The sequence below is a fragment of the Oceanitalea stevensii genome (genome assembly GCF_014837105.1).
In the GTDB taxonomy this organism is placed as follows: domain Bacteria; phylum Actinomycetota; class Actinomycetes; order Actinomycetales; family Actinomycetaceae; genus Oceanitalea; species Oceanitalea stevensii.
Map to the genome: position 1 here is coordinate 1 of NZ_JACSPO010000014.1, position 22,172 is coordinate 22,172.

Sequence of the window (22,172 nt, forward strand, 5' to 3'; positions counted from 1 at the left end):
TACTCCTGACCGATCGTCTCGACGTACTCGAGCGTCTCGTCGAAGCCCGCCTCACCCACGTCGAAGTGCGAGGACGGAATCTCCAGACCGATCTCCTCGGCCATCGCCCGCACCTGCTCCGCCGTGTACGGAGCGAGGTTGCCGCCGTAGGGCTCGATGTTCTCCAGCCCGATCTCCGCCAACCGCGCAAGCACCGTCTGCTGCCCCTCGGCGTTCACCCACGGGATGAGGGAGTACAGACCGATCGACACCTTCTCCACCGGCACGAGCACCGGGTCCGGGTCGGGCTCGTCACCGAGGACCCGGAAGTGGTCGAAGCGGAGTGTCGGCTCCTCCTGCGAGGCAGCACCGAGCGCGAAGAGACCCACGCGCCCGTCTGCCGCGACGCCGGCGTTGGCGACCGACGGCAGGTCGGTCCACGTCTCGCCGCCGTCGACGGAGTAGGACCCGGTGAAGGTGTCCCCCGTCCTGGCGAGCCGCAGGTGCACCGTCGTCGCGGTGATCGCCGGCGAGTTCGGCTGCGGGTTCTGGACCGTGCTGCCGACCTCGCTGCGGATCTCCACCAGCCGCGTCACGGCTGCGCCGGCGGTGTTGGTGGTGAGCACGTCGAGCTTGACGTAGTTGTCGTCGTCGACGTACGCGATGAGACCGCCCTGCTCGTACTGGCGGGTGGTGTCGGAGGTGTCGACCACCGTCTCCACCGTCCAGTCCTCGTCGCCGAGGTCCTGGACCACGAAGTTCGCCGGCGTCTGGTTGTCACCGCCGTAGATGTCACCGGCGGTGGCGTCCAGCTCGAGGTGACCGTCCACGACCCGCAGGTGCTCCGGGTCGGGGCGCACGACCTCCCAGCGGCACTCGTCGAGCGCACTGCCGCTGAACTCGTCGCTCGGGTCGACGTCCGCGGAGGAGTCGACCGACGCGATCGACACGAAGTCGAACGCGGCGTCGACCGGCGCCTGCGGCCGGCCCGCACCCTGGACGGCGAAGACGCCGACCCGCGGGTTCTCGATGCCCGCGAGCGACTTCGTCTCCGACATCTCGGTGAAGGTGACCCCGTCCGCGCTGTGGGACGCGGTGAGGTCCTCCCCGTCGCTCGTGAAGCGCACCCACCCGGTGCTCGGGTAGTCCGCACCGAGAGCGGGGCTGTTGGACGCCCCGACCTCGTTGGGCTGCCCGGCCTCCTCGCGGATGAACTGGTACACCCGCTCGGCCCGGTTGTCGCTGCGCTCCTGGAGCACCATCTTGGCGTAGTTGTCGTCGTCGCCGTAGATGAGCAGCCCGGCCTGCTGGTAGGCGCCGGTGCCCTCCATGGTCACCTTGGTGGTCACCGTGAACGGGCCGCCCGGCAGGTCCCGCAGGACGAGGTTGGGCGAGCCGCTGTTGTCCGTGCCGTAGATGTCCGTGCCGGACGTCGGCATGATGAGGCTGCCGTCGCTCACCCGCAGGTTGTGGTCCCTGCGGACCACGCTCCACGACTCGGCGTCGAGCGTGTCGCCGTCGAAGTCGTCGGTCCACTCGTCGACGCACTGTGCCGGCGGAGCACCGACGGTCACGGTGACCGTCGCGGTGCCCGCAGCGCCACCCTCGTCGGTCGCGGTGACCGTCGCGGTGTAGGTGCCGGCCTCCGTGTAGGTGTGGGTCACCTCGGCGCCCTCACCCGTGCCTCCGTCGCCGAAGTCCCACGTGAGCGTGACGTCGTCGCCGTCGGCGTCGGTGGCGGTGGCCGTGAAGGTCACCTCGAGCGGTGCCTCCCCGGAGGTCGGGGTGGCCGCGACCTCGACCGTCGGTGCGACGTTGTCCGCCGCTCCGCGGCCGGAGAAGCGGATCTCGTCGACGTCGAAGAGCGCCTCCTCCGTGTCGCCGGTGAAGACGAGGAACATCGGGCCGCTGCCCGGCTCCGCGTCGACCTCGACGACGTCGCTCACGTCCCAGGTCTCCCAGCTGCCCGTGCTGCCGAGCTCGACCGAGGCGACGAGGTGGCCGTCGACGGCCCCCTGCCGGACCTCGAGCGTGCCTCCGGCGCCGCCGGAGGTGTACCGGAAGGAGATGCCGTCGATGCCCGCGAAGTTGACCGGGTCGAAGGAGATCCAGTCACCGTCGTGGATGTCACCGACCTGGCGGCCACCAGCGGCGCCCGCCTTCGCGAAGACGTTGACGCCGGAGGCGTCGTCGTAGAACTCCGCCTGCTGCTGGCGCAGCCGCAGCATCGCCTCGTCGTCACCGGTGAGGCTGGGGACACCGCCGGCACCGCCCTGGTCGGCGTAGCGGGCGTTGATGATGCCGAAGACGTTGGCGTCCAGGCCGTGGCCCTCGTCCGCCGCCGTCGCGATCGTCCCCTCACAGCCCGTGGTCCGCGAGAGCGGGTGGCCGTGGGCGTCGTGGCCGAGGATGTACTCGACGATGATGTCGTCACAGTCGATGTCACCGTCCTCCACGTCGGTGACGTTGACCTTGAAGGGCACCGTGTCACCGAAGTAGAAGATCGAGCCGTCCTCGGGGATCTCCAGCTCGACGACCGGTGCGGTGTTGCCCGCCGTGATGTTCACGGTCGCCGTCCCCACCCGGCCGTCCTCGCTCACCGCGTTGAGGCGCACGGTGTGCACGCCGGCCTCGGTGAACGTGTGGGAGGCCGTCACGCCCGTCGCGTCGATCTCGCCGTCGTTCTCGAAGTCCCACTCGAAGGTGAGGTCCGATCCCTCCGGGTCGACCGAGCTCGAGGCGTCGAGCTCGACGGTCAGCGGCAGGGCGCCGTTGGTGGCCGAGGTCTCGATGCGCGCGACCGGGTTGAGCGAGCCGACGTAGTCGATGCGGTAGAGCGCCGAGAACTGGTCCCCACCGAACCAGCTCTGCCCGTAGTCGAGGACGTACAGGGCACCGTCGGGACCGAACTCGACGTTCATCGGCCACGAGAGCTCGAGCCAGTCGAAGGACGGGACGACGTCGACGAGCCCACCCTCGTCGTCGATGACGAACTCACGGATCCAGCCGCGGCCCCACTCGTAGTTGAAGGTCTTCCCGTCGTAGTACTCGGGCCACTTCGTGTCCGAGTCCAGCTCCGGGTCGTAGTTGTAGGTCGGGCCACCCATGGGTGACTCGCTGCCGCTGCCGAGCTGCGGCTGGGAGTTGCCGTCGTAGGGCAGCCACGCCGGCACGGCCGGCGGGAGCTCGGCCAGCCCGGTGTTGTGCGGGCTGTCGTTGACGAGGTTCTCGCAGTCGAACTTCGGGCCGGAGGTGCCGGTGGCGAAGTCGTAGTCGTTGTACGCGTCGTTCGCGCCGTGGCAGAAGGGCCAGCCGAAGTTGCCGGGCTCCTTGATGAGGTTGAACTCGACCTGCCCGCCAGGGCCGCGGTTCGGGTTCGCCGCACCGGCGTCCGGCCCGTAGTCACCGAGGTGGACCCAGCCGGTCTCCCTGTCGACGGCGAAGCGGAAGGGGTTGCGGAAGCCCATCGCGTAGATCTCCTCGCGCACGAGGTCCGCGTTGTCCCCGGTGTACTCGTCGGCGTCGAAGAGGTTGCCGCTCGGGATGGTGTACGTGCTGCCCGGTCCCGGCTCGGCGTCCTCGGCGATCTCGTCCAGGACGTCGATCCGGATGAGCTTGCCGCGCAGGTCGTTGGTGTTGCCCGAGGTGCGGCGTGCGTCGAAGGCCGGGTTGCGGGTGGCCCGCTCGTCCAGCGGCGAGTAGCCGTCGGAGGCGAAGGGGTTGCTGTCGTCGCCGGTCGAGAGGTAGAGGTTGCCGTCGGCGTCGAAGTCGATCTCGCCGCCGGCGTGGCAGCAGATTCCGCGGTCGGCCTCGACCCGGATGATCTCCTGCTCCGAGGCGAGGTCGAGGACCCCGTCCTCGCTCAGCTGGAAGCGGGAGAGGCTGTTGTACCCCTCGAAGGCAGCGAACTGCTCGGCGGTGCCGTCCTCCGGCGCGTCACCCGGCGGCGTGTCGAGCGGGGGCGCGTAGTAGATGTACACCCACCGGTTCTCCTCGAAGTCCGGGTCGATCGCGATGCCCTGCAGGCCGTCCTCGTCGTGGTTGTAGACGGGGATCGTCGCGGCGGTGCGGGTGGAGGCGTCCGCCGTCGTGTAGAAGACCCGGCCGTCGCGAGCCGTGTGGAGCACGTCCCCGTTCGGCAGGACGGCCAGCGCGATCGGCTCACCGATCGTCGCACCGCCCCGGGCGAGCGTCACCTGCTCGAAGGAGCTCTCCACGGTGGCGGTGCAGTCCGCGTCCTCGACGCCGGCCGCAGTCCGGATGCCCTGGTGGATGTGCTCGACGAAGGCCGAGTCGCTGAACGACGCGATGGTGTGGCCGCCACCGGTGTACCAGGAGCGCCCGCCGTCGTAGTTGTGGCACCACGCGATCGGGTGGTCGGTGCCCATGGCGTTGTTGCCGGGGGCGTAGGTGGTCTCGTCGAGCGTCGCGAGGACGTGCACGTCACCGCGCGGGTTGTCGCGGTAGTTGTACCACTCGTCGTCGCGGTTCCACGTCATCGGCAGGTGCGCCGTGGACGGGTGGACCTGGTCGACGACGGCGACGTCCGCGTTCGGGGTCCCGGGCGGGTGGCTGGCGAAGTAGGCGCCGACGAGCTCGCCGTACCAGGGCCACTCGTACTCGGTGTCGCTCGCCGCGTGGATACCGGCGTAGCCGCCGCCGTCCTGGATGTACGCCTCGAAGGCGGACTGCTGCTCGTCGTTGAGCACGTCACCGGTGGTGGACAGCCAGACGACGACGTCGTACTGGGCGAGGTTCTCGGCGGTGAAGTCGGTGGCGTCCTCGGTGGCGTCCACCGAGAAGTTGTTCTCCTCACCGAGCTGCTGGATCGCGGCGATGCCCGCCGGGATGGAGTCGTGCCGCCAGCCCTCGGTCTTGGAGAAGACGAGTGCACTGAACTCGGCGTCGTCCGCCGGTGGCGGTTCGACATCGGCGCTGGCCCCGCTCACTGCGAGCGGGAGTACCAGGGCACTGGCGAGCACCGTGCTCGCGCCTCGGGCCCACCACCGCCCGCCCATCGGTCGTCTGGTCACGTTTCCTCCTCGAATCGTGTACAGGTCTCGGCCTCTCGGCCGGTGCCGCGCAGTGTCCCGGCGTCTGTGCCGGGCGCTGCGCCGTGTGTGACAGATCACAGGCGGTCCCAGCCTAAGGTGAGTTTTGCCTACCGTCAATCAAAAGTTGCCACCTTCGCACTGGCGATTGGTGTGCAACCTCGCACGTGTGGCACGAGGCCGGACACGAGACAGGGCCCCGCCGCCGGCGGCGGCGGGGCCCTGCTCGTCGGCTGTCAGGTCAGCTGATCGCCTTGCTCACGGAGCCGATGCCCTTGGCGGCGGTGCTGGCGGCACCACCGACCGGGCGACGGATCCCGAGGGTGTCGGTCCCGTCACCGTTCCAGTCACCGACGTACACCTCGTCACCGAGGCGGCCGAAGGTCAGCACGCGGTCCGCGTCCCCGCCACGCAGGGAGTTGTTGACGTGGAAGACCCGACCGCGCTGGATGGCGAAGGTGTCGACGCCGTCACCGTCCCAGTCACCGGCGAGGGTGACGTCCGCTGCCCGGCCGTAGGTGAAGACCACGTCGGCGTCGCCGCCGATGACCGAGTTCTTCACGTAGTAGGCCGCGCCACGGCGGATGGCGAGGGTGTCGTTGCCGTTGCCGTCCCAGTCGCCGACGAGCACCTGGTCGTCCGCACGGCCGTAGGTGAAGGCCACGTCGGCAGGTCCACCCCGGAGGGTGTTCTTCACGTGGTACTCCGCCCCGCGGCGCACGGCGAAGGTGTCGCGGCCGTCGCCGTCCCAGTCACCCGCGAGGATGACGTCACCGGGCCGGCCGTAGGTGAACACGGCGTCGGCGTCCCCGCCGCGCTGGGCGTTGGACACGTGGAACACGTTCCCGCGGCGCACCGCGATGGTGTCCTCCCCGTCCCCGTCCCAGTCACCGATGAACACCTCGTCGGCCATGCGGCCGTACATGAAGTGGACGTCGGTGGTCCCGCGCCACGAGTTCGACAGGTGGAACTCCGCCGTCCGGCGGTCGGGAGCCGGAGGACCCGCCGTCGAGAAGGTGTGGGTCCACTCGGTGGCGGCGCCGTCGGCGAGCACGAAGCCCTCCGCGGCCTGTGCGGTCACGGTCACGGTGCCCGCACCCGGGTAGGTTCCCGGCGCCACGACCTCACCGTCGACGAGGTAGACGACGCCCGTGGAGCGCGGCACCGTGAAGGTGTCGTCGGCGGTGCCGTACTCGTCGGTGAAGGTCACCGGCGCCGGCGTCACCTCGACCGGCCGCGAGCCCTCCTCACCGGCATCCAGCCCGGTGAGGTACTCGAAGCCCGTCTCGACGAACTCCTCGCCCTCCGGGGCGACGTCGTACTCCATGACGTAGTACGCGATCTCGGCGTGCTCCTCCGCGGCGGCCAGGATGTCCTGCAGCGGGACGTCCCCCTCCCCGAGGTTGGTGAAGTTCGGACCGTCCTCCTCACCGAGACCCGTCGCGTCCTTGATGTGGAGCAGCTCGATGCGGTCGCCGTACTCCTCGATGAGAGCAGGGACGTCCACGCCGGCGTGCGTCGCCCAGGCCACGTCCAGCTGGAAGGTGACGTACCGGGGGTCGGTCTCCTCCACGAGGATCTCCCACGCCGACATCTCCTCACCGCCGTGCTCGTACACGGTGGTGAACTCCGTCGCGTGGTTGTGGCCGAAGAACTTGCCGATGTCGGCCTCGACCGAGGCGCGGCCCAGCAGGTTCATCGTCCGTGCCGTCTCCAGCACGCGACCGTAGCTGCTGATCCCCGGTGCCGCGAAGCCACCGGAGCCGACGTACTCCTGGCCCAGCGTCTCGACGTACTCGAGGGTCTGGGGGAAGGTGGCGACGTCGGTGTTGTAGTGCGACGAGGGCACGTCGAGCCCGACGAGGTCGGTCATCGCACGGAACTCCTCGGCGGTGTAGCCCGCGAAGTTCCCGCCGTACGGCTCGATGTTCTCCAGCCCGATCTCCGCGAGGCGCGCGAGGACGGACGGCAGCCCGGCCTCGTTCACCCACGGGATGAGGGAGAACATCTGGACCGAGACCCTGTCCACGGGGATCTCGACCATTCCGGGGTCGGGATCCTCGGCGGACATGCCCTGGCCGTGGAAGTGGATCTCGTCGATCTCCACCGCCGCGTCGCCGGTGACGACGAAGTACACCGGGTCCGGTCCTCCGACCGGGGTGACGTCAGCGGTGGCGGAGTCCGTCCACCCGTCGGTCGTCCCGAGCTCGACGGTCGCCATGAGCTCGCCGTCGACAGCCCCCTTGCGCAGCTCCACGGTGCCGTCGCCCGTCGAGGTGTAGCGCAGCGAGACCTCGTCGATGTTCGTGAGGTCCATCGGCGCGAAGGAGATCCAGTCGCCGTCGCCGAGCTCGCCCGCCGCGCTGCCGCCATTGGCGCCCTCGCGGTCGACGACCTCGCCCCCCTCGCTCTCGGTGAAGAACTCGGCCTGCTGGTGGCGCAGCCGCAGCATGGCCTCGTCGTCGGCCGACAGGGCCGGCAGGCCCTCGGCACCGAGGTCGGTGTAGGAGGCGTTGATGACGCCGAAGACGTTGGCGTCCAGGCCGTGCCCCTCGTCGCGCGGCGTCGTGATGGTGCCCTCGCAGCCGGTCGCCGAGCTCAGCGGGTGGCCGTGCTCGTCGTGGCCGAGGATGTACTCGACCCGGACGCGGGAGCAGTCGATCTCGCCGTCCTCGGGGTCGGTGACGGTCACCCGGAAGGGCACCTCGTCCCCGAAGCTGAAGATGCCGCCGTCGACCGGCAGCTCGAGGGTGACCTCGGGCGCGGTGTTGCCGACGATGACGTTCGTCGTGATCGTCCCGGTGCGGAGCTCCTCACCCTCGCCGGCGCTCACCGTGAGCCGCGCGATGAAGACGCCCGCCGTCTCGTAGGTGAAGCTGGCCGTCGGCTCGGTCGAGTCGATCTCGCCGTCGTTGTCGAAGTCCCACGCGTAGGACAGCGGCATCTCCTGCGGGTCGGTGGAGCCGGACCCGTCGAACTCGACGGTCAGCGGGGGCTGCCCGTTGTTCGTCGACGTCGTGATGCGGGCGACCGGGTTGGGGCTGTCGGCCACGTAGTCCACGCGGTACACCGCGGAGTCCCACGCGCCGGAGAAGAACCCGCCGCTGCCGTAGTCGAGGACGTACAGCGCACCGTCGGGTCCGAACTCGACGGCCATCGGCGTGGACGGCTCGAGCCAGTCGAGGGACGGGACGATGTCGACGAGCCCACCGTCGTCGTCGATGACGAACTCGCGGATCCAGTCACGGCCCCACTCGTAGTTGAGCGTCTTGCCGTCCCAGTACTCCGGCCACTTGCGGTCGGAGTCGAGCTCGGGGTCGTAGTGGTAGGTCGGGCCGCCCATGGGCGACTCGCTGCCGTTGCCGAGGTCCGGGACGGAGCCACCGTCGTAGGGCAGCCATGCCGGGATCACGGGCGGGAGCTCGGTGAGGCCGGTGTTGTTGGGGCTCTCGTTGACGGGGTTGTCGCAGTCGAAGGCCTCCCCGGACTCTCCCGAGCCGGCGGGCTCGCCCTGCGGCGGGAACTCGTAGTCGATGTAGGCGTCGTTGTCGCCGTGGCAGTACGGCCAGCCGTAGTTGCCGGGCTCCTTGATGAGGTTGAACTCGACCTGGCCACCGGGGCCGCGGTTCGGGTTCGCCGCACCAGCGTCCGGCCCGTAGTCACCGAGGTGGACCCAGCCGGTCTCCTTGTCGACGGCGAAGCGGAAGGGGTTGCGGAAGCCCATCCCGTAGATCTCCGGCCGCGTCAGCTCCGTGCCGGGCGCGAAGAGGTTCCCCTCGGGGATCTCGTAGGTGCTGCCCGGGCCTGGCTCGGCACCCTCGGGGATCTCGTCGAGGACGTTCACCCGCAGCAGCTTGCCGCGCAGGTCGTTGGTGTTCGCCGAGGAGCGCTGGGCGTCCCACGCGGGGTTGCGGCCCTCCCGCTCGTCGATGGGCGTGTAGCCCTCGGAGGCGAAGGGGTTGGTGTCGTCACCGGTGGACAGGTAGAGGTTGCCCTCGGCGTCGAAGTCGATCTCGCCGCCCGCGTGGCAGCAGGTGCCGCGGGACGCCTCGACCCGGAGGATCTCCTCCTCCGACTCGAGGTCGAGCACGCCCTCCTCCGTCAGCTGGAAGCGGGAGAGCCGGTTGTAGCCGTCGAAGGCCGCGATCTCCTCGGCGGTGCCCCACTCGGGGGCGTCACCCGGCGGGGTGTCGACGGGTGGGGCGTAGTAGGCGTAGACCCACCGGTTCTCCTCGAAGTCGGGGTCGATCGCGATGCCCTGCATGCCGTCCTCGTCGTGCGAGTACACGGGCACGGTGGCAGCGAGGCGCGTACCGCCGTCGCCGTTGGTGTAGAAGATCCGGCCGTCACGGGCGGTGTGGAGCACGTCGCCGTTCGGCAGCACCGCCAGGGCCATCGGCTCCCCGACGTTCTCCTCGCCCTGGACGAGGGTGACCTTCTGGTAGGAGCTCGCGACGGTCGCGGCGCAGTTGGCGTCCTCGACGCCCGCCGCCGTCCGGATGCCCCCGAGGATGTGCTCGAGGAACGCGGGCTCGGCGAAGGAGGCCTCGGTGTGGCCGCCGCCGGTGTACCAGGACCGGCCGCCGTCGTAGTCGTGGCACCAGGCGATCGGGTGGTCCGAGCCCATGGCGAGGTCACCGGGCTCGTAGCTCGTCTCGTCGAGCGTCGCGAGGACGTGGACCTCGCCGCGCACGTTCGGCTCGTAGCTGTACCACTCGTCCGTCCGGTCCCACTCGAACGGCAGGTGCGCGGTGGAGGGGTGCACGCGGTCGGCGACGTCGACGGTGCCGTCCGGGGTGCCCGGGGGGTGGCCGGCGAAGTAGGCCCCGACGAGCTCTCCGTACCAGGCCCAGTCGTACTCGGTGTCGCTCGCGGCGTGGATGCCGGCGTAGCCGCCGCCGCCCTGGATGTACTGCTCGAAAGCAGCCTGCTGCGCGTCGTCCAGCACGTCACCCGTGGTGGAGAGCCAGACGACGACGTCGTAGTCGGCGAGGTTCTCCTCGGTGAAGTCGGCGGCGTCCTCGGTGTGCTCAACCGTGAAGCCGTTGTCGGCGCCGAGCTGCTGGATCGCGGCGACGCCCTCCTCGATGGACCCGTGCCGGAAGCCGGCCGTCTTGCTGAACACCAGCGCGCTGAACTCGCTGTCGTCCGGTGGTGGTTCGACGTCTGCGCTGGCACCACTGACAGCGAGCGGGAGGACGAGCGTGCTGGCGAGGACGGCGCCCGCGGCGCGGGCCCACCCTCGGGAGCCTGTTGGTCGGTTGACCACGGCAATCTCCTTGGAGTCGCGTTCACGTGCGGCCGCGCCGGGGCGCGGCTGGTGCGGCCGGACATCGTCCGGCCGGGCGTCGCCCCCTGCGCCTGCACAGAACTCAGCGACCCCCACCGAGCACACCGACAGTGTGTGCTACGTCACTTTGCGGTTCGAGCGTATGAGGAGTGTCAAGACACCGCAACGCGCAGGGGCCCCCAGCCGACTGGCTAGGGGCCCCTGTTCGAGCGGGTGGTTCGGGTCAGCTCACCTTGGCGAAGGAGGTGATGCCCTTCGCGCTGGCGGCACCACCGACCGGGCGGCGGATGCCGAGGGTGTCGGTCCCGTCGCCGTTCCAGTCACCGACGTACACCTCGTCGCCGAGGCGGCCGAAGGTGAGCACGCGGTCCGCGTCCCCGCCACGCAGGGAGTTGGTCACGTGGTACGTGCGACCGCGCTGGAGGGCGAAGGTGTCGACGCCGTCGCCGTCCCAGTCACCGGCGAGGGTGACGTCCGAGGGGCGGCCGTAGGTGAAGACCACGTCGGCGTCGCCGCCGATGACCGAGTTCTTCACGTAGTAGGCCGCGCCACGGCGGATGGCGAGGGTGTCGTTGCCGTTGCCGTCCCAGTCGCCGACGAGCACCTGGTCGTCCGCACGGCCGTAGGTGAAGCTCACGTCGGCAGGTCCACCCCGGAGGGTGTTCTTGACGTGGTACTCCGCCCCGCGGCGCACGGCGAAGGTGTCGCGGCCGTCGCCGTCCCAGTCACCGACGAGGATGACGTCACCGGGCCGGCCGTAGGTGAACACGGAGTCCGGGTTCCCGCCGCGCTGGCTGTTGGAGACGTGGAACTCGTTGCCCTTGCGGACAGCGATCGTGTCCTTGCCGTCGCCGTTCCAGTCACCGATGAGCACCTCGTCGGCCCAGCGGCCGTACATGAAGTGGACGTCGGTGGTCCCGCGCCAGGTGTTGGACAGGTGGAACTCCGCCGTCCGGCGGTCGGGAGCCGGGGCGCCCGCCGTCGAGAAGGTGTGGGTCCACTCGGCGTCCCCGGCGAGCACGAAGCCCTCCGCGGCCTGTGCGGTCACGGTCACCGTGCCGGTGCCCGGGTACGTCCCGGGCGCGACGACCTCACCGTCGACGAGGTAGACGACGCCGGTGGAGCGCGGCACCGTGAAGGTGTCGGCGGCGGTGCCGTACTCGTCGGTGAAGGTCACCGCGGCGGCGGTCACCTCGACCGGGCGCGAGCCCTCCTCGCCGGCCGGCTGGCCGGTGAGGTACTCGAAGCCCGTCTCGGCGAAGTTCTCACCCAGCGGCGCGACGTCGTACTCGAGGACGTACAGCGCGATGTCCGCGTGGTCGCGGGCGGCGCGCAGGATGTCCTGGAGCGGGACGTCACCCTCACCGAGGTTGGTGAACGTGGGGTTGGTCGCCCCACCCAGCCCGGTCGCGTCCTTGACGTGCAGCAGCTCGATGCGGTCGCCGTACTCCTCGATGAGAGCAGGGACGTCCACACCGGCGTGCGCAGCCCAGGCCACGTCGAGCTGGAAGGTGACGTACTGGGGGTCGGTCAGGTCGACGAGGATCTCCCACGCCGACATCTCCTCACCGCCGTGGTTGTACACGGTGGTGAACTCCGTCGCGTGGTTGTGCCCGAAGAGCTTGCCCACGCCCGCCTCGACCGAGAGTCGGCCGAGCCGGTTCATCGCGTCGGCGGTCTGGAGAACCTTGCCGTAGGAGGAGATCCCGGGCTGGGGGAAGCCGCCGGAACCGGCGTACTCCTGGCCCAGGGTCGAGATGTACTCCAGGGTCTGCCCGAAGGTGCCCTCCGCCACGTTGTAGTGCGAGGACGGCACGTTCAGGCCGATGACGTCGACCATCGCGCGGAACTGCTCGGCGGTGTACCCGTTGAAGTTGCTGCCGAAGGGCTCGACGTTCTCGAAGCCGATCTCAGCGAGCCGCGCGAGCACCGACGGCAGTCCGGCCTCGTTCACCCACGGGATGAGGGAGAACATGCCGATCGACACGTCCTCGGTCTCCACCCGGATCGGAGCGAGCTCCTCGCCGGTGAGGTAGGAGAAGCCGGTCTCGGCGAAGGTCTCACCGAGCGGCGCCTGGTCGTACTCCAGGACGTAGAGCGCGATGTTCGCGTGCTCCTCGGCCGCGGCCAGGATCTCCTGCAGCGGGACCTCACCCTCACCGAGGTTGGTGAAGGTCGGACGACCCTCGCCAGCCACGTTGACGGCGTCCTTGACGTGCAGCAGCTCGATGCGGTCGCCGTACTCCTCGATGAGGGCAGGGACGTCCACACCGGCGTGCGCAGCCCAGGCCACGTCGAGCTGGAAGGTCACGAACTCCGGGTTCGTCTCGCGGACAAGGATCTCCCACGCGGAGAGCTCCTCACCCTCGTGCGTGTAGACGGTGGTGAACTCGCGGTCGTGGTTGTGGCCGAAGAACTTGCCGATGCCGGCCTCGACCGACCGCTCGCCGAGACGGTTCATCGTCGCGGCCGTGGCCAGCGTGTCCTCGTAGGAGCCGATGCCCGGGGCGGCGAAGCCACCGGAGCCGACGTACTCCTGACCGAGGGTGTCGACGTACGCGAGCGTCTCGTCGAAGGTGTTCTCAGCGACGTTGTAGTGCGAGGACGGCACATTGAGGCCGATCTCGTCCACCATCGCGCGGAACTCCTCGGCCGTGTAGCCGTTGAAGTTGCTGCCGAAGGGCTCGACGTTCTCGAAGCCGATCTCCGCCAGACGGGTGAGCACGGACGGCAGGCCGTCGGTCCCGACCCACGGGATGAGGGAGAACATGCCGATCGAGACCTTCTCCGCGGGGATGCGGATGTTCTCGGCCGGGGGCTCCTCGCCCGAGGCGGTGAAGGCCAGGTAGTCGAGGTCGACGCCACCGGTGCTGGTGACGACGACCTCTCCCGAGCCCTCGGGGATGCTCGTGAAGCGGACCTCGACGTCCTGCCAGCCACCGTCACCGGGGGCCGCGGGGGCGTTGTTGTAGGCCTCGACGAGCTCGGCCAGGGCGTGTGCCGAGAAAGCTCCCTCGGACAGCTCGACGAGGTCCTCGAGCGGCACGTCGCTGATCTGGTCGACGACGTCCTCGGGGATGATCTCCCCGAGCAGCTCTGCGCCGAGCGGGTCGGCCATCCACTGACCGACGGTGGAGCTGGCGGTGAGCGTGCGCTCGGCCGGCTCGCCGCCCGTGAACTCGATGTCGGCGAAGGGCGTGTCCTCGCCGGCCCAGGTGAGGGAGACGGTGCCCTCGCCCGCGCCGCGCGCGGTCACGGTGTCGATGACGTCGCCGGTGGCGGCGTGGGTCATGGCCATCGGACGGAAGGTGATCGAGTCACCCTCGTCGAACTCACCGACGTAGCCGCCGGCGGCGGCCTCGGCGTCGTCGACGACCGTGATGCCCTCGGACGCGTCGAACCACTCGGCCTGCTGCACCTCCGGCTTGAGGACCAGGGTGGCCTCGCCGGTGATGGCGGGGACGTCACCCTGGGGGTTGTCCGCGTACGTGACGACGAGGGTGCCGTAGAGCTTCTCACCCGCGCCGTGCTCGACGGCGTCCTCGCTGGTGGGGATCGTGAACTCGCAGCCGCGGCCGGAGACCTCGGGGTGCGCGTGCTCGTTGTGGCCCAGACCGAAGGTCCAGTTCACCCGGTTGCAGACGGGCTCGTCGCCGTCCTCCGCGTCGCTCACGGACACGGTGACGGGGATCTGGTCGCCCCAGTTGAAGATGGCGCCGTTGTCCACGCTGAGCGTGATCTCGGGTGCCGTGTTGCCGACCGTGATCGGCGTGGTGGCCAGGCCGATCGCGCCCTGCGGGTCGGTGACGCGCAGGACGACGTTGTAGCGGCCGAGGTCCGGGAAGGTGTGGGTGACCTCGACGCCCTCGGCGTCGAACTCACCGTCGTTGTCGAAGTCCCACTCGTAGGTGAGCTCCTCGCCCTCCGGGTCGCGGGACGCCGAGGCGTCGAAGACGACCTCGAGCGGGGCCTCGCTGCTGGACGCGGGCGTGGCGGTGAAGGCCGCCTGCGGGGTCTTGTTGCCCTCGCCGACGTAGTTGACGCGGTACAGGCCGGCGTCGGGGTTCTGGCGGAAGAAGCCGTCCCCGTACTCGAGCACGTACAGCGAGCCGTCCGGACCGAACTCCATGTCCATGACGTTGTCCCAGATGGGCTGGTTCACCGTCTCCAGGTGGGCGTTGGGCAGGAAGTTCTCCACGGCCGTGACGACACCGTCGGACGAGAGCTCGTCCATGGTGATCGCGGCGACGTAGTCCTGGGAGAACTCGGCCATGAGCGGCTTGCCGTCCCAGTACTGGGGGAACTTCGTCGGGGAGTCCAGCTCCTCGTCGTAGCGGTAGATCGGGCCACCCATGGGGGCCTGGCCGCCGGCGGTGCGGAACTCGACGAACTCGTCCCAGGGCTGGTCGCCGGGGTTGTCGCCGTAGTAGACCTGCGGCTCGGTGACCGGGGGCAGCACCTCGAGGCCGGTGTTGAAGGTGGACCGGTTCGTCGGGCCGTTCTCGCAGTCGAAGAAGCCGTTCTCGCCCGGGGCGTTGTTCTCGAAGTCCCACTCGTTGTAGGCGCCGCCGTCGTTGGGGCCGTGGCAGTAGGGCCAGCCGCCGTTCATCGGCTCGGTGGTCAGCTGCCACTCGACGTAGCCCATGGGGCCGCGGTCGGCCTGGGCCTGGGCGGCGTCGGGGCCGTAGTCGCCCCAGACCAGCGCGCCGGACTCGATGTCGTAGTCGATGCGGAAGGGGTTCCGCAGACCCATGACGTAGATCTCCTCGCGGACGAGGTCAGGGTCGTACTCGTCGTTGTTGAAAAGGTTGCCCTCGGGGATCGTGTAGGTGGTGCCCGGACCGGGCTCCGCACCGTCCTCGATCTCCTCGTTGGGGTTGATCCGCAGGATCGCGCCGCGCAGGTCGTTGGAGTTGCCCGCACCGCGTCGGTCGTCGAAGCCCGGGTTCATCCCCGGTGCGTTGTTGATCGGCGTGTAGCCGTTCGCGCCCGGGGTGCCGGCCGGGGTGTTGTCACCCGTCGACAGGAAGAGGTTGCCCTCCGCGTCCCACGCCATGTCGGCGCCGACGTGGCAGCACTGACCGCGCTGCGCGTCGACCTTGATGATCTCCTGCTCGGAGTCCAGGTCGAGCGTGTTCGTCTCGCTGTCCCACTGGAAGCGCGACAGCAGGTTGTAGCCGAGCCACTGGTCCCAGTACGTGTCGGGGTCGGCGCCCTCGGGGAGACTGTTCGGCGCGTTCCCGGACGGGGTGGTCTCGGGGTAGGGGGTCCCGTCCGCGGCGGTCCCGGACATGACCCGGGGCGCGTAGACCAGGTAGACCCAGCCGTTGTCCTCGAAGTCGGGGTCCAGGGAGATGCCCTGGAGGCCGTCCTCGGAGTTGGCGTAGACGTCGAGCTGGGCGACCTGGGTGGTCGCGCCCGTCGTCGGGTCCGTCAGGCGGACCACGCCGTTGCGCGCCGTGTGGAGCACACGCGCGTCCGGCAGCACGGCAAGGTCGATCGGCTCACCGGTGTTCTTGGTGAGCAGGACCTTCTCGTAGTTGTCCCAGTCCAGCGCCGGGTCGTCCGCGACCTGGGCCGGTGCGGCGTCCTGCGGCGCCTGCGGTTGTGCTTGCGCACCGCTCATCGCGAGCGGCAGCACGAGTGCGCTGGCCAGCAGCGCGCTCGCACCTCGGGTCGCCCAGCGGCGTCCCGTTGATCGTCTGACCACGATTCCTCCTTGAGTCGCGCACGCGGAGGACCCCACCGCCGATCGCGGAGAGGACCTGACCGGCCCGATGACTGGCGGGAGGTCCGCCAAACTGCCTCTCGGCCCGGCTGGCGGCAGCGGCGCCGATACGCACTTCGTGGTGCGCGGGGGCGCCCTCCCCCACCTACGTGCTTCAGATCACGACCCGGCCCACGATAGATCCGGGTTTAGCAAGCGTCAAACCAAAAGTCATCATCCGGACAGACAGGTTCGGTCACTTTCCAGCCCGCGCTCCATTACCGCACGATGGGCAACTCCGCATCTTCTGCGCCCCTTGAAGCGGCAGCAGCCCGGCATACCCGAGCAAAGAGGGCGTCAGGTGGCAGCGGCGCGGACGTGGGTGAGGGCGTCGTCCAGGCTCCTTGCGACGACGGCGCGAGCCGCACCGACGACGTCGGCCGCCGGCGAGAGCAGGGAGGAGCCGGTGAGCACACGGTCGACGGCAGCAAGCTCCTCGAGGGCCTGGCCGGCCACTCGCTCGGGCGCCTCGGACAGCGCGAGCTCACGGCGCATGACGGCGGCGGTCGCCTCGTCGAGGTCCGCCCGGCCGACGTCCGCCCCGATCCGCGACCACACCGGCAGGGTGCGGGCATGCAGCACGAGCGTCGTCGCCTTGCCCTCCCGCAGGTCGGACAGGGCGCTCTTGCCCGTCACCGACTCGGGCGCGAAGACACCGAGGAGGTCGTCGACGAGCTGGAAGGCCTTGCCGAGCGCGAGGCCGACGGCCTCCACCTCCTCGCGCAGCGACGGCGGCGCCCCGGCGAGGATGGCACCAGCGCGCAGCGGGGCCTGGAAGCTGTACAGGGCGGTCTTCTCGGCGGCGATGCGCAGCGCGTCCGCCAGCGAGACGTCCTGCAGCCCGAGGGCCGCGGCCACGTCGCCGAGCTCCCCGGCGACGCTGACGAAGACGGTGTCCCACAGCAGCTGCTGGAGGCGGGCGTGGACGTCCGGCGGGGCGTCCACCGTGGCGACCAGCCGGTGCGCGAGGGAGATCGCCAGGTCACCCGCCAGCACGGCAGCCCCCTCGGCGAGCTCCTGCGCGGCGGCCTCGCCGGCGCCGCCCGTGCGCGCAGCAGCAGCCATCCGCGCAGCGAGGTTGGGCTCGCCGCGGCGCATCGTGTCGTGGTCGATGAGGTCGTCGTGGACGAGGAAGCCCACGTGGAGGAGCTCGAAGGCGGCCCCCACCTGCGCCGCGGCCGCGCGGCGCGTCCCCCCGAGGGCGTCGTGCATCTCGACGACCAGCCGGCCGCGGAAGCGCTTGCCCCCGGCGGCGGCCCGTCCGAGCTCCTCCCAGAGCCGTCCGTAGAGCGGCCCGTGCCGCTCCGCGACCGGCCGCAGCTCGGTAAGGAGGCCGGTGAGCACGGCGCTGATCTCCGCCTCGGCGGGGCGCGCGGCGCCCGCGCGCAGGGGCGTGCTGTCCACTCCGTCTCCTTCCACGAGCTCGTGCACGGGCTTGCCAACGCCTTCGTCAGGCCCGCGACGACGAGTAGGCTTGGGACAAGAGCACGATGTGTTAACGTCTTTTGTCAAGCCGTGTTTCGCGTCGACAACACTGTCTTACGTAACATTGCGGAGTTTGGGAACCACAGTCGGTTACCCGAAGCACATACAACGAGGTGATGTGATGACCCAGCCTAATGCCGTCCACGACCAGCGGGTCGGGGTGTGGTTCGTCGGTGCTCGCGGTTCGGTCGCGACCACCGCCACCATCGGCGCCCTGGCCATGGCGGCCGGGCTGGCCCCGCGCACGGGCCTGGTCAGCGAGCTGCCGGAGGTCGCCGTCGCCGGCCTCCCGCCCCTCGAGGGTCTCATCACCGGCGGTCACGACATCCTCGAGACGCCGCTCGCGCACCGCGCGCAGGTGCTCGCGGACTCCGGCGTCTTCCCGCCCGCGCTCGTCACGGCCCTGGCCGACGAGCTCGCCGCCGCCGACTCCCGCATCCGCCTCGCACCCCGACTGAGCACCCAGCGTGAGTCCGCGCAGGCCGTCGAGCAGGACATCCGCGCCTTCCGCGAGGACAACGACCTCGACCGCGTCATCGTCGTCGACGTCTCCAACACCGAGCCGCCGGCCACGCAGCGGCCCGAGCTCGACAGCCTCGCCGCGCTCGAGGAGGCCCTGGACGCCGGCCACGCGCCGCTGCCCACGAGCTCGCTGTACGCGTACGCGGCCTTCCGCGCCGAGTGCCCGCTCGTCTCCTTCACGCCCAGCCCGGGTGCCACGCTCGGTGCGCTCACCGAGCTCGCCAAGGAGCAGGCGCTGCCGTGGGCCGGACGTGACGGGAAGACCGGCGAGACGCTCGTGAAGTCGGCGCTCGCCCCGATGTTCGGCACCCGCGCGCTCAAGGTCCGCTCCTGGGCCTCCTACAACATGCTCGGCGGCGGTGACGGCCAGACGCTGGCCGACCCGCGCGCCGCGGTGAGCAAGACGACGACGAAGGGCGCCGGCCTGGACGCCATGCTCGGCTACCACGTCGAGGGACCCATGCACATCGACTACGTCGAGGACCTCGGGGACTGGAAGACGGCCTGGGACAACATCTCCTTCGAGGGCTTCCTCGGCACCCGGATGACGATGCAGTTCACCTGGCAGGGCTGCGACTCGGCCCTGGCCGCGCCGCTCGTCCTCGACCTCGTCCGGCTCACCGCCCGCGCCCACGAGCGCGGGGAGAACGGCGTCGTCGGCGCCCTCGCCTTCTTCTTCAAGGACCCGCTCGGCGGCATCGACCACACCCTCTCCGGGCAGTGGCGCACCCTCGCCCAGTGGTGCGAGAACCTCGGCGCGTCGGCGTGACCAGCGCACGCGACATCGCCGAGCTCGTCCGCCTGCCGGCCGCGCTGTCGGTGCCGGGCGACGCGCTCGCCGGCGCCGCCGTCACCGGCACGCTCGGGTGGCGCACGGCCGGCCTGGCCGCCTCCTCCACGTGCCTGTACTGGGCCGGTATGGCGCTCAACGACTACGCCGACCGGGACCTCGACGCCGTCGAGCGGCCCGAGCGGCCCATCCCCTCCGGCCGGGTGAGCCCGACGACGGCACTCGGGGTCGCCGGTGGCCTCACCGCTGCCGGGATCGGGCTGGCGGCCCTGGGCGGCCGCCGCGCCGTCGCCGTCGCCGTCCCGCTCGCCGCGACCGTGTGGGCCTACGACATGCTCGCCAAGCCGACCCCGCTCGGCCCCGTGGTCATGGCCGCCGCCCGCAGTCTCGACGTCGTGCTCGGCGGGTCGGCCGCGCCGCGACGCGCGGTCCCGGCCGCCCTCGCGCTCGGTGCCCACACCTGCGCCGTCACGGTCCTCAGCCGCGGTGAGGTCCACGGCTCCAGCACCGCCGTCGCGCGCGGCGCCCTCGCGACGACGACGGCGGTCGCCGCTGCCGTCGCCGGCGGCGGCCTGCGCCGGGGCCGGGCCGGGACGCTCGGCCGGCTCGCGTCGGCGGCGCTCGCCGGCACCTACGCGCTCACCGTGGGCCGGGCGCAGGCGGCCGCCGCCGCCAGCCCGGACGCGGTCACCGTCCGCCGGGCCACCGGCACCGGGATCCGGGGCATGGTGCCCCTCCAGGCCGCGCTCGTCGCGGGTGGGGGCGCCGTCGCGACCGCCGTCGGCCTCATGGCCGCCGGGCCCGCACTCCGCGCCGCCGCGAAGGGAATCTCACCGACATGAGCCTGCGCCTGTCCTACGGCACCAACGGCTTCACCGACCACCGCCTGCCCGAGGCGCTGGCGATCATGGCCGAGCTCGGCTACGAGGGCGTCGCCCTCACCCTCGACCACCAGCACCTGGACCCCTTCGCTCCCGACCTCGCCGCGCGGGTCGCGCAGACCGCGACCCTGCTCGAGCGGTACGGCCTCGCGGTCGCCGTGGAGACCGGGGCCCGCTACGTGCTGGACCCGTGGCGCAAGCACGAGCCCACCTTCGTCTCCGAGGAGGGTGCCGAGCAGCGGGCGCAGCTCATCCGGGTGGCCGTCGACGTCGCCGCCGACATCGGCGCCGACATCGTCCACCTGTGGTCGGGCACGCTCCCGGCGGGGACCTCCGACGACGTCGCCTGGGAGCGGCTCGTCGCGGGTCTCGCGCCGGTGCTCGAGCACGCCGAGAGCGCCGGGGTGCGCCTCGCCTTCGAGCCCGAGCCCGGGATGTTCGTCAACCGCCTCTCCGGGGTGCGCGAGCTGCGCACCCGCCTCGGTGACCCCGCGGCCCTCGTCGCGACCGTCGACGTCGGCCACGCCGTCGTCAACGAGGAGGCCAGCCCGGCCGACTGCATCCGCGAGAACGCGGACCTCGTCGCCCACGTCCAGATCGAGGACATGCGGCGCGGGGTCCACGAGCACCTCGAGTTCGGTGAGGGCGAGGTTGACGTCCCCGCCGCCCTGCGCGCCCTGCTCGACATCGGCTACGACGGCCTCGTCTCCGTCGAGCTCACCCGCCACAGCCACGACGCCCCCGCGGTCGCGGCCCGCTCCCTCGCCGTCCTGCGCAGCGCCCTCGACGCCGCCCAGGCCTGACCCCCGCCCGTCCCCAGGAGCCGACATGAGCCGCACCCAGCAGCTGCGCGACGCCATCGCCGCGGACCTCTCCCCCGCCGCCGCGAGCCGGCTGTCGCAGATGACGGCGGAGATCGCCGCCGACCCCTCCGCCGCCGCCCGCCTGTTCCCCGCCGCCGCCCGCGAGGTCGCGCGCGGCCCCCTCGACCTCGACGACCCGAGCGGGATCCACGGCCCGACCCTCGACGACGCCGTGCGCGGCGTCCTCCTCGCCGCCCTCGCCGAGGCCGTCGACGACGACGCCCGCCTGCTGCGCGAGGTCAGCGACCTGTACCGCTACGGCGACGGCGACGAGAAGCGCGCCGTGCTCCGCGCCCTCGACCTCCTCGGCCCCGAGGCGCAGCCGGTCGTCGAGGACGCGCTGCGCACCAACGACATCCGGATCGTCGCGGCCGCCATGGGCCCCTGGGCCAGCGCCCACCTCGACGACGCCACCTGGCGCCAGGGCGTGCTCAAGTGCCTCTTCGTGGGCGTCCCGCTCACCGCCGTCGACCGTCTCGGTGAGCGGACCGACCCCGAGCTCGCCCGCATGGTGGCCGCCTACGCCCACGAGCGGCTCGCCGCCGGGCGCAGCGTCCCCGACGACGTCCACCTCGTCCTCGACCAGGAGCCCGGTGCCCTGGACCAGTTCCCCGACGTCGCGGCAGCGCTGCGCCCGTCCGCCTGACCCACCCCTCGACCAGGAGCCCTCCATGCGCATCTTCGACCCGCACATCCACATGACGTCCCGCACGACGGACGACTACGAGGCCATGCACGCGGCCGGCGTGCGGGCCCTGGTCGAGCCGGCGTTCTGGCTCGGGCAGCCGCGCACGAGCGTGGAGTCCTTCGTCGACTACTTCGACAGCCTCGTGGGCTGGGAGCGCTTCCGCGCCTCGCAGTTCGGCATCGCGCACCACGCGACCATCGCGCTCAACCCCAAGGAGGCGAACGACCCCCGCTGCCGCGGCATCCTCGACCTCCTGCCCCGCTACCTCGCCAAGGACGGCGTCGTCGCCGTGGGCGAGGTCGGCTTCGACTCGATGACGCAGGCCGAGGAGGAGGTCTTCGTCCGCCAGCTCGAGCTGGCCGGCGAGCACGGCCTGCCCGCCATGGTCCACACCCCGCACCGCGACAAGGCGGTGGGGACCCAGCGCACCCTCGACCTCGTCGCCCAGGTGGGCATCGCGCCGGGGATGATCGTCGTCGACCACCTCAACGAGACGACCGTCGACATCGTCGACGACGCCGGGGCGTGGATGGGCTTCTCCGTCTACCCCGACACGAAGATGGACGAGCACCGCATGGTCGCGATCCTCCAGGAGCGCGGGCTGGAGCGGGTGCTGGTCAACTCCGCCGCCGACTGGGGCCGCAGCGACCCGCTCAAGACCTACAAGACGGGGCAGGCGATGCTCGCCGCCGGCTTCACCGAGGACGACGTCGACCGCGTGCTGTGGCGCAACCCCGTGGAGTTCTTCGGGCAGAGCGGACGCCTCATGCTCGGCTACGACACCTCCGACACCACCGCCGCCACCTTCGAGGGCAACTCCATCCTCCGCGGTGAGCGCCCCACCGCCGAGGCCTGA

Annotated in this window: 9 protein-coding genes; 5 read left to right on the forward strand and 4 right to left on the reverse strand. The window is 70.9% G+C overall.

Annotated features, from left to right (window positions below):
• From H9624_RS15055 to H9624_RS15070, 4 genes are all read right to left on the reverse strand, one after another.
• Positions 1–4,997 (reverse strand): ThuA domain-containing protein (locus tag H9624_RS15055; RefSeq protein ID WP_286011295.1); only part of this gene is annotated, 4,997 nt, incomplete at its 3' end.
• 274 nt (positions 4,998–5,271) lie between these two features.
• Positions 5,272–10,299, reverse strand: a complete 5,028-nt coding sequence (locus H9624_RS15060) for a ThuA domain-containing protein (RefSeq protein WP_251840720.1) — start codon at positions 10,297–10,299, stop codon at positions 5,272–5,274.
• Between the two features lie 244 nt (positions 10,300–10,543).
• The gene (locus H9624_RS15065) at positions 10,544–16,030 is read right to left on the reverse strand and encodes a TIM barrel protein (RefSeq protein WP_251840721.1); all 5,487 of its coding nucleotides are present in this window, start codon (positions 16,028–16,030) and stop codon (positions 10,544–10,546) included.
• Positions 16,031–16,384: 354 nt separating this feature from the next.
• Positions 16,385–17,491, reverse strand: a complete 1,107-nt coding sequence (locus tag H9624_RS15070) for a polyprenyl synthetase family protein (protein WP_251840722.1) — start codon at positions 17,489–17,491, stop codon at positions 16,385–16,387.
• A gap of 202 nt (positions 17,492–17,693) precedes the next feature.
• Here H9624_RS15070 and H9624_RS15075 point away from each other — a divergent pair, with 202 nt between their 5' ends.
• Genes H9624_RS15075 through H9624_RS15095 form a run of 5 tightly spaced genes read left to right on the forward strand, consistent with a single transcriptional unit; the run spans position 17,694 to position 22,172 of the window.
• Positions 17,694–18,863: an inositol-3-phosphate synthase gene (locus H9624_RS15075; protein WP_251840723.1), complete on the forward strand. Its 1,170-nt coding sequence runs from the start codon at positions 17,694–17,696 to the stop codon at positions 18,861–18,863.
• Positions 18,860–19,726, forward strand: a complete 867-nt coding sequence (locus tag H9624_RS15080) for an SCO3242 family prenyltransferase (protein ID WP_251840724.1) — start codon at positions 18,860–18,862, stop codon at positions 19,724–19,726. Before H9624_RS15075 ends, H9624_RS15080 begins: the two co-directional genes overlap by 4 nt.
• The gene (locus tag H9624_RS15085; RefSeq protein ID WP_251840725.1) at positions 19,723–20,568 is read left to right on the forward strand and encodes a sugar phosphate isomerase/epimerase family protein; all 846 of its coding nucleotides are present in this window, start codon (positions 19,723–19,725) and stop codon (positions 20,566–20,568) included. The genes H9624_RS15080 and H9624_RS15085 overlap by 4 nt, the downstream gene beginning before the upstream one ends.
• Positions 20,569–20,593: 25 nt before the next feature.
• Positions 20,594–21,274: an EboA domain-containing protein gene (locus tag H9624_RS15090; protein WP_251840726.1), complete on the forward strand. Its 681-nt coding sequence runs from the start codon at positions 20,594–20,596 to the stop codon at positions 21,272–21,274.
• Positions 21,275–21,299: 25 nt separating this feature from the next.
• Positions 21,300–22,172, forward strand: a complete 873-nt coding sequence (locus tag H9624_RS15095) for a TatD family hydrolase (protein ID WP_251840727.1) — start codon at positions 21,300–21,302, stop codon at positions 22,170–22,172.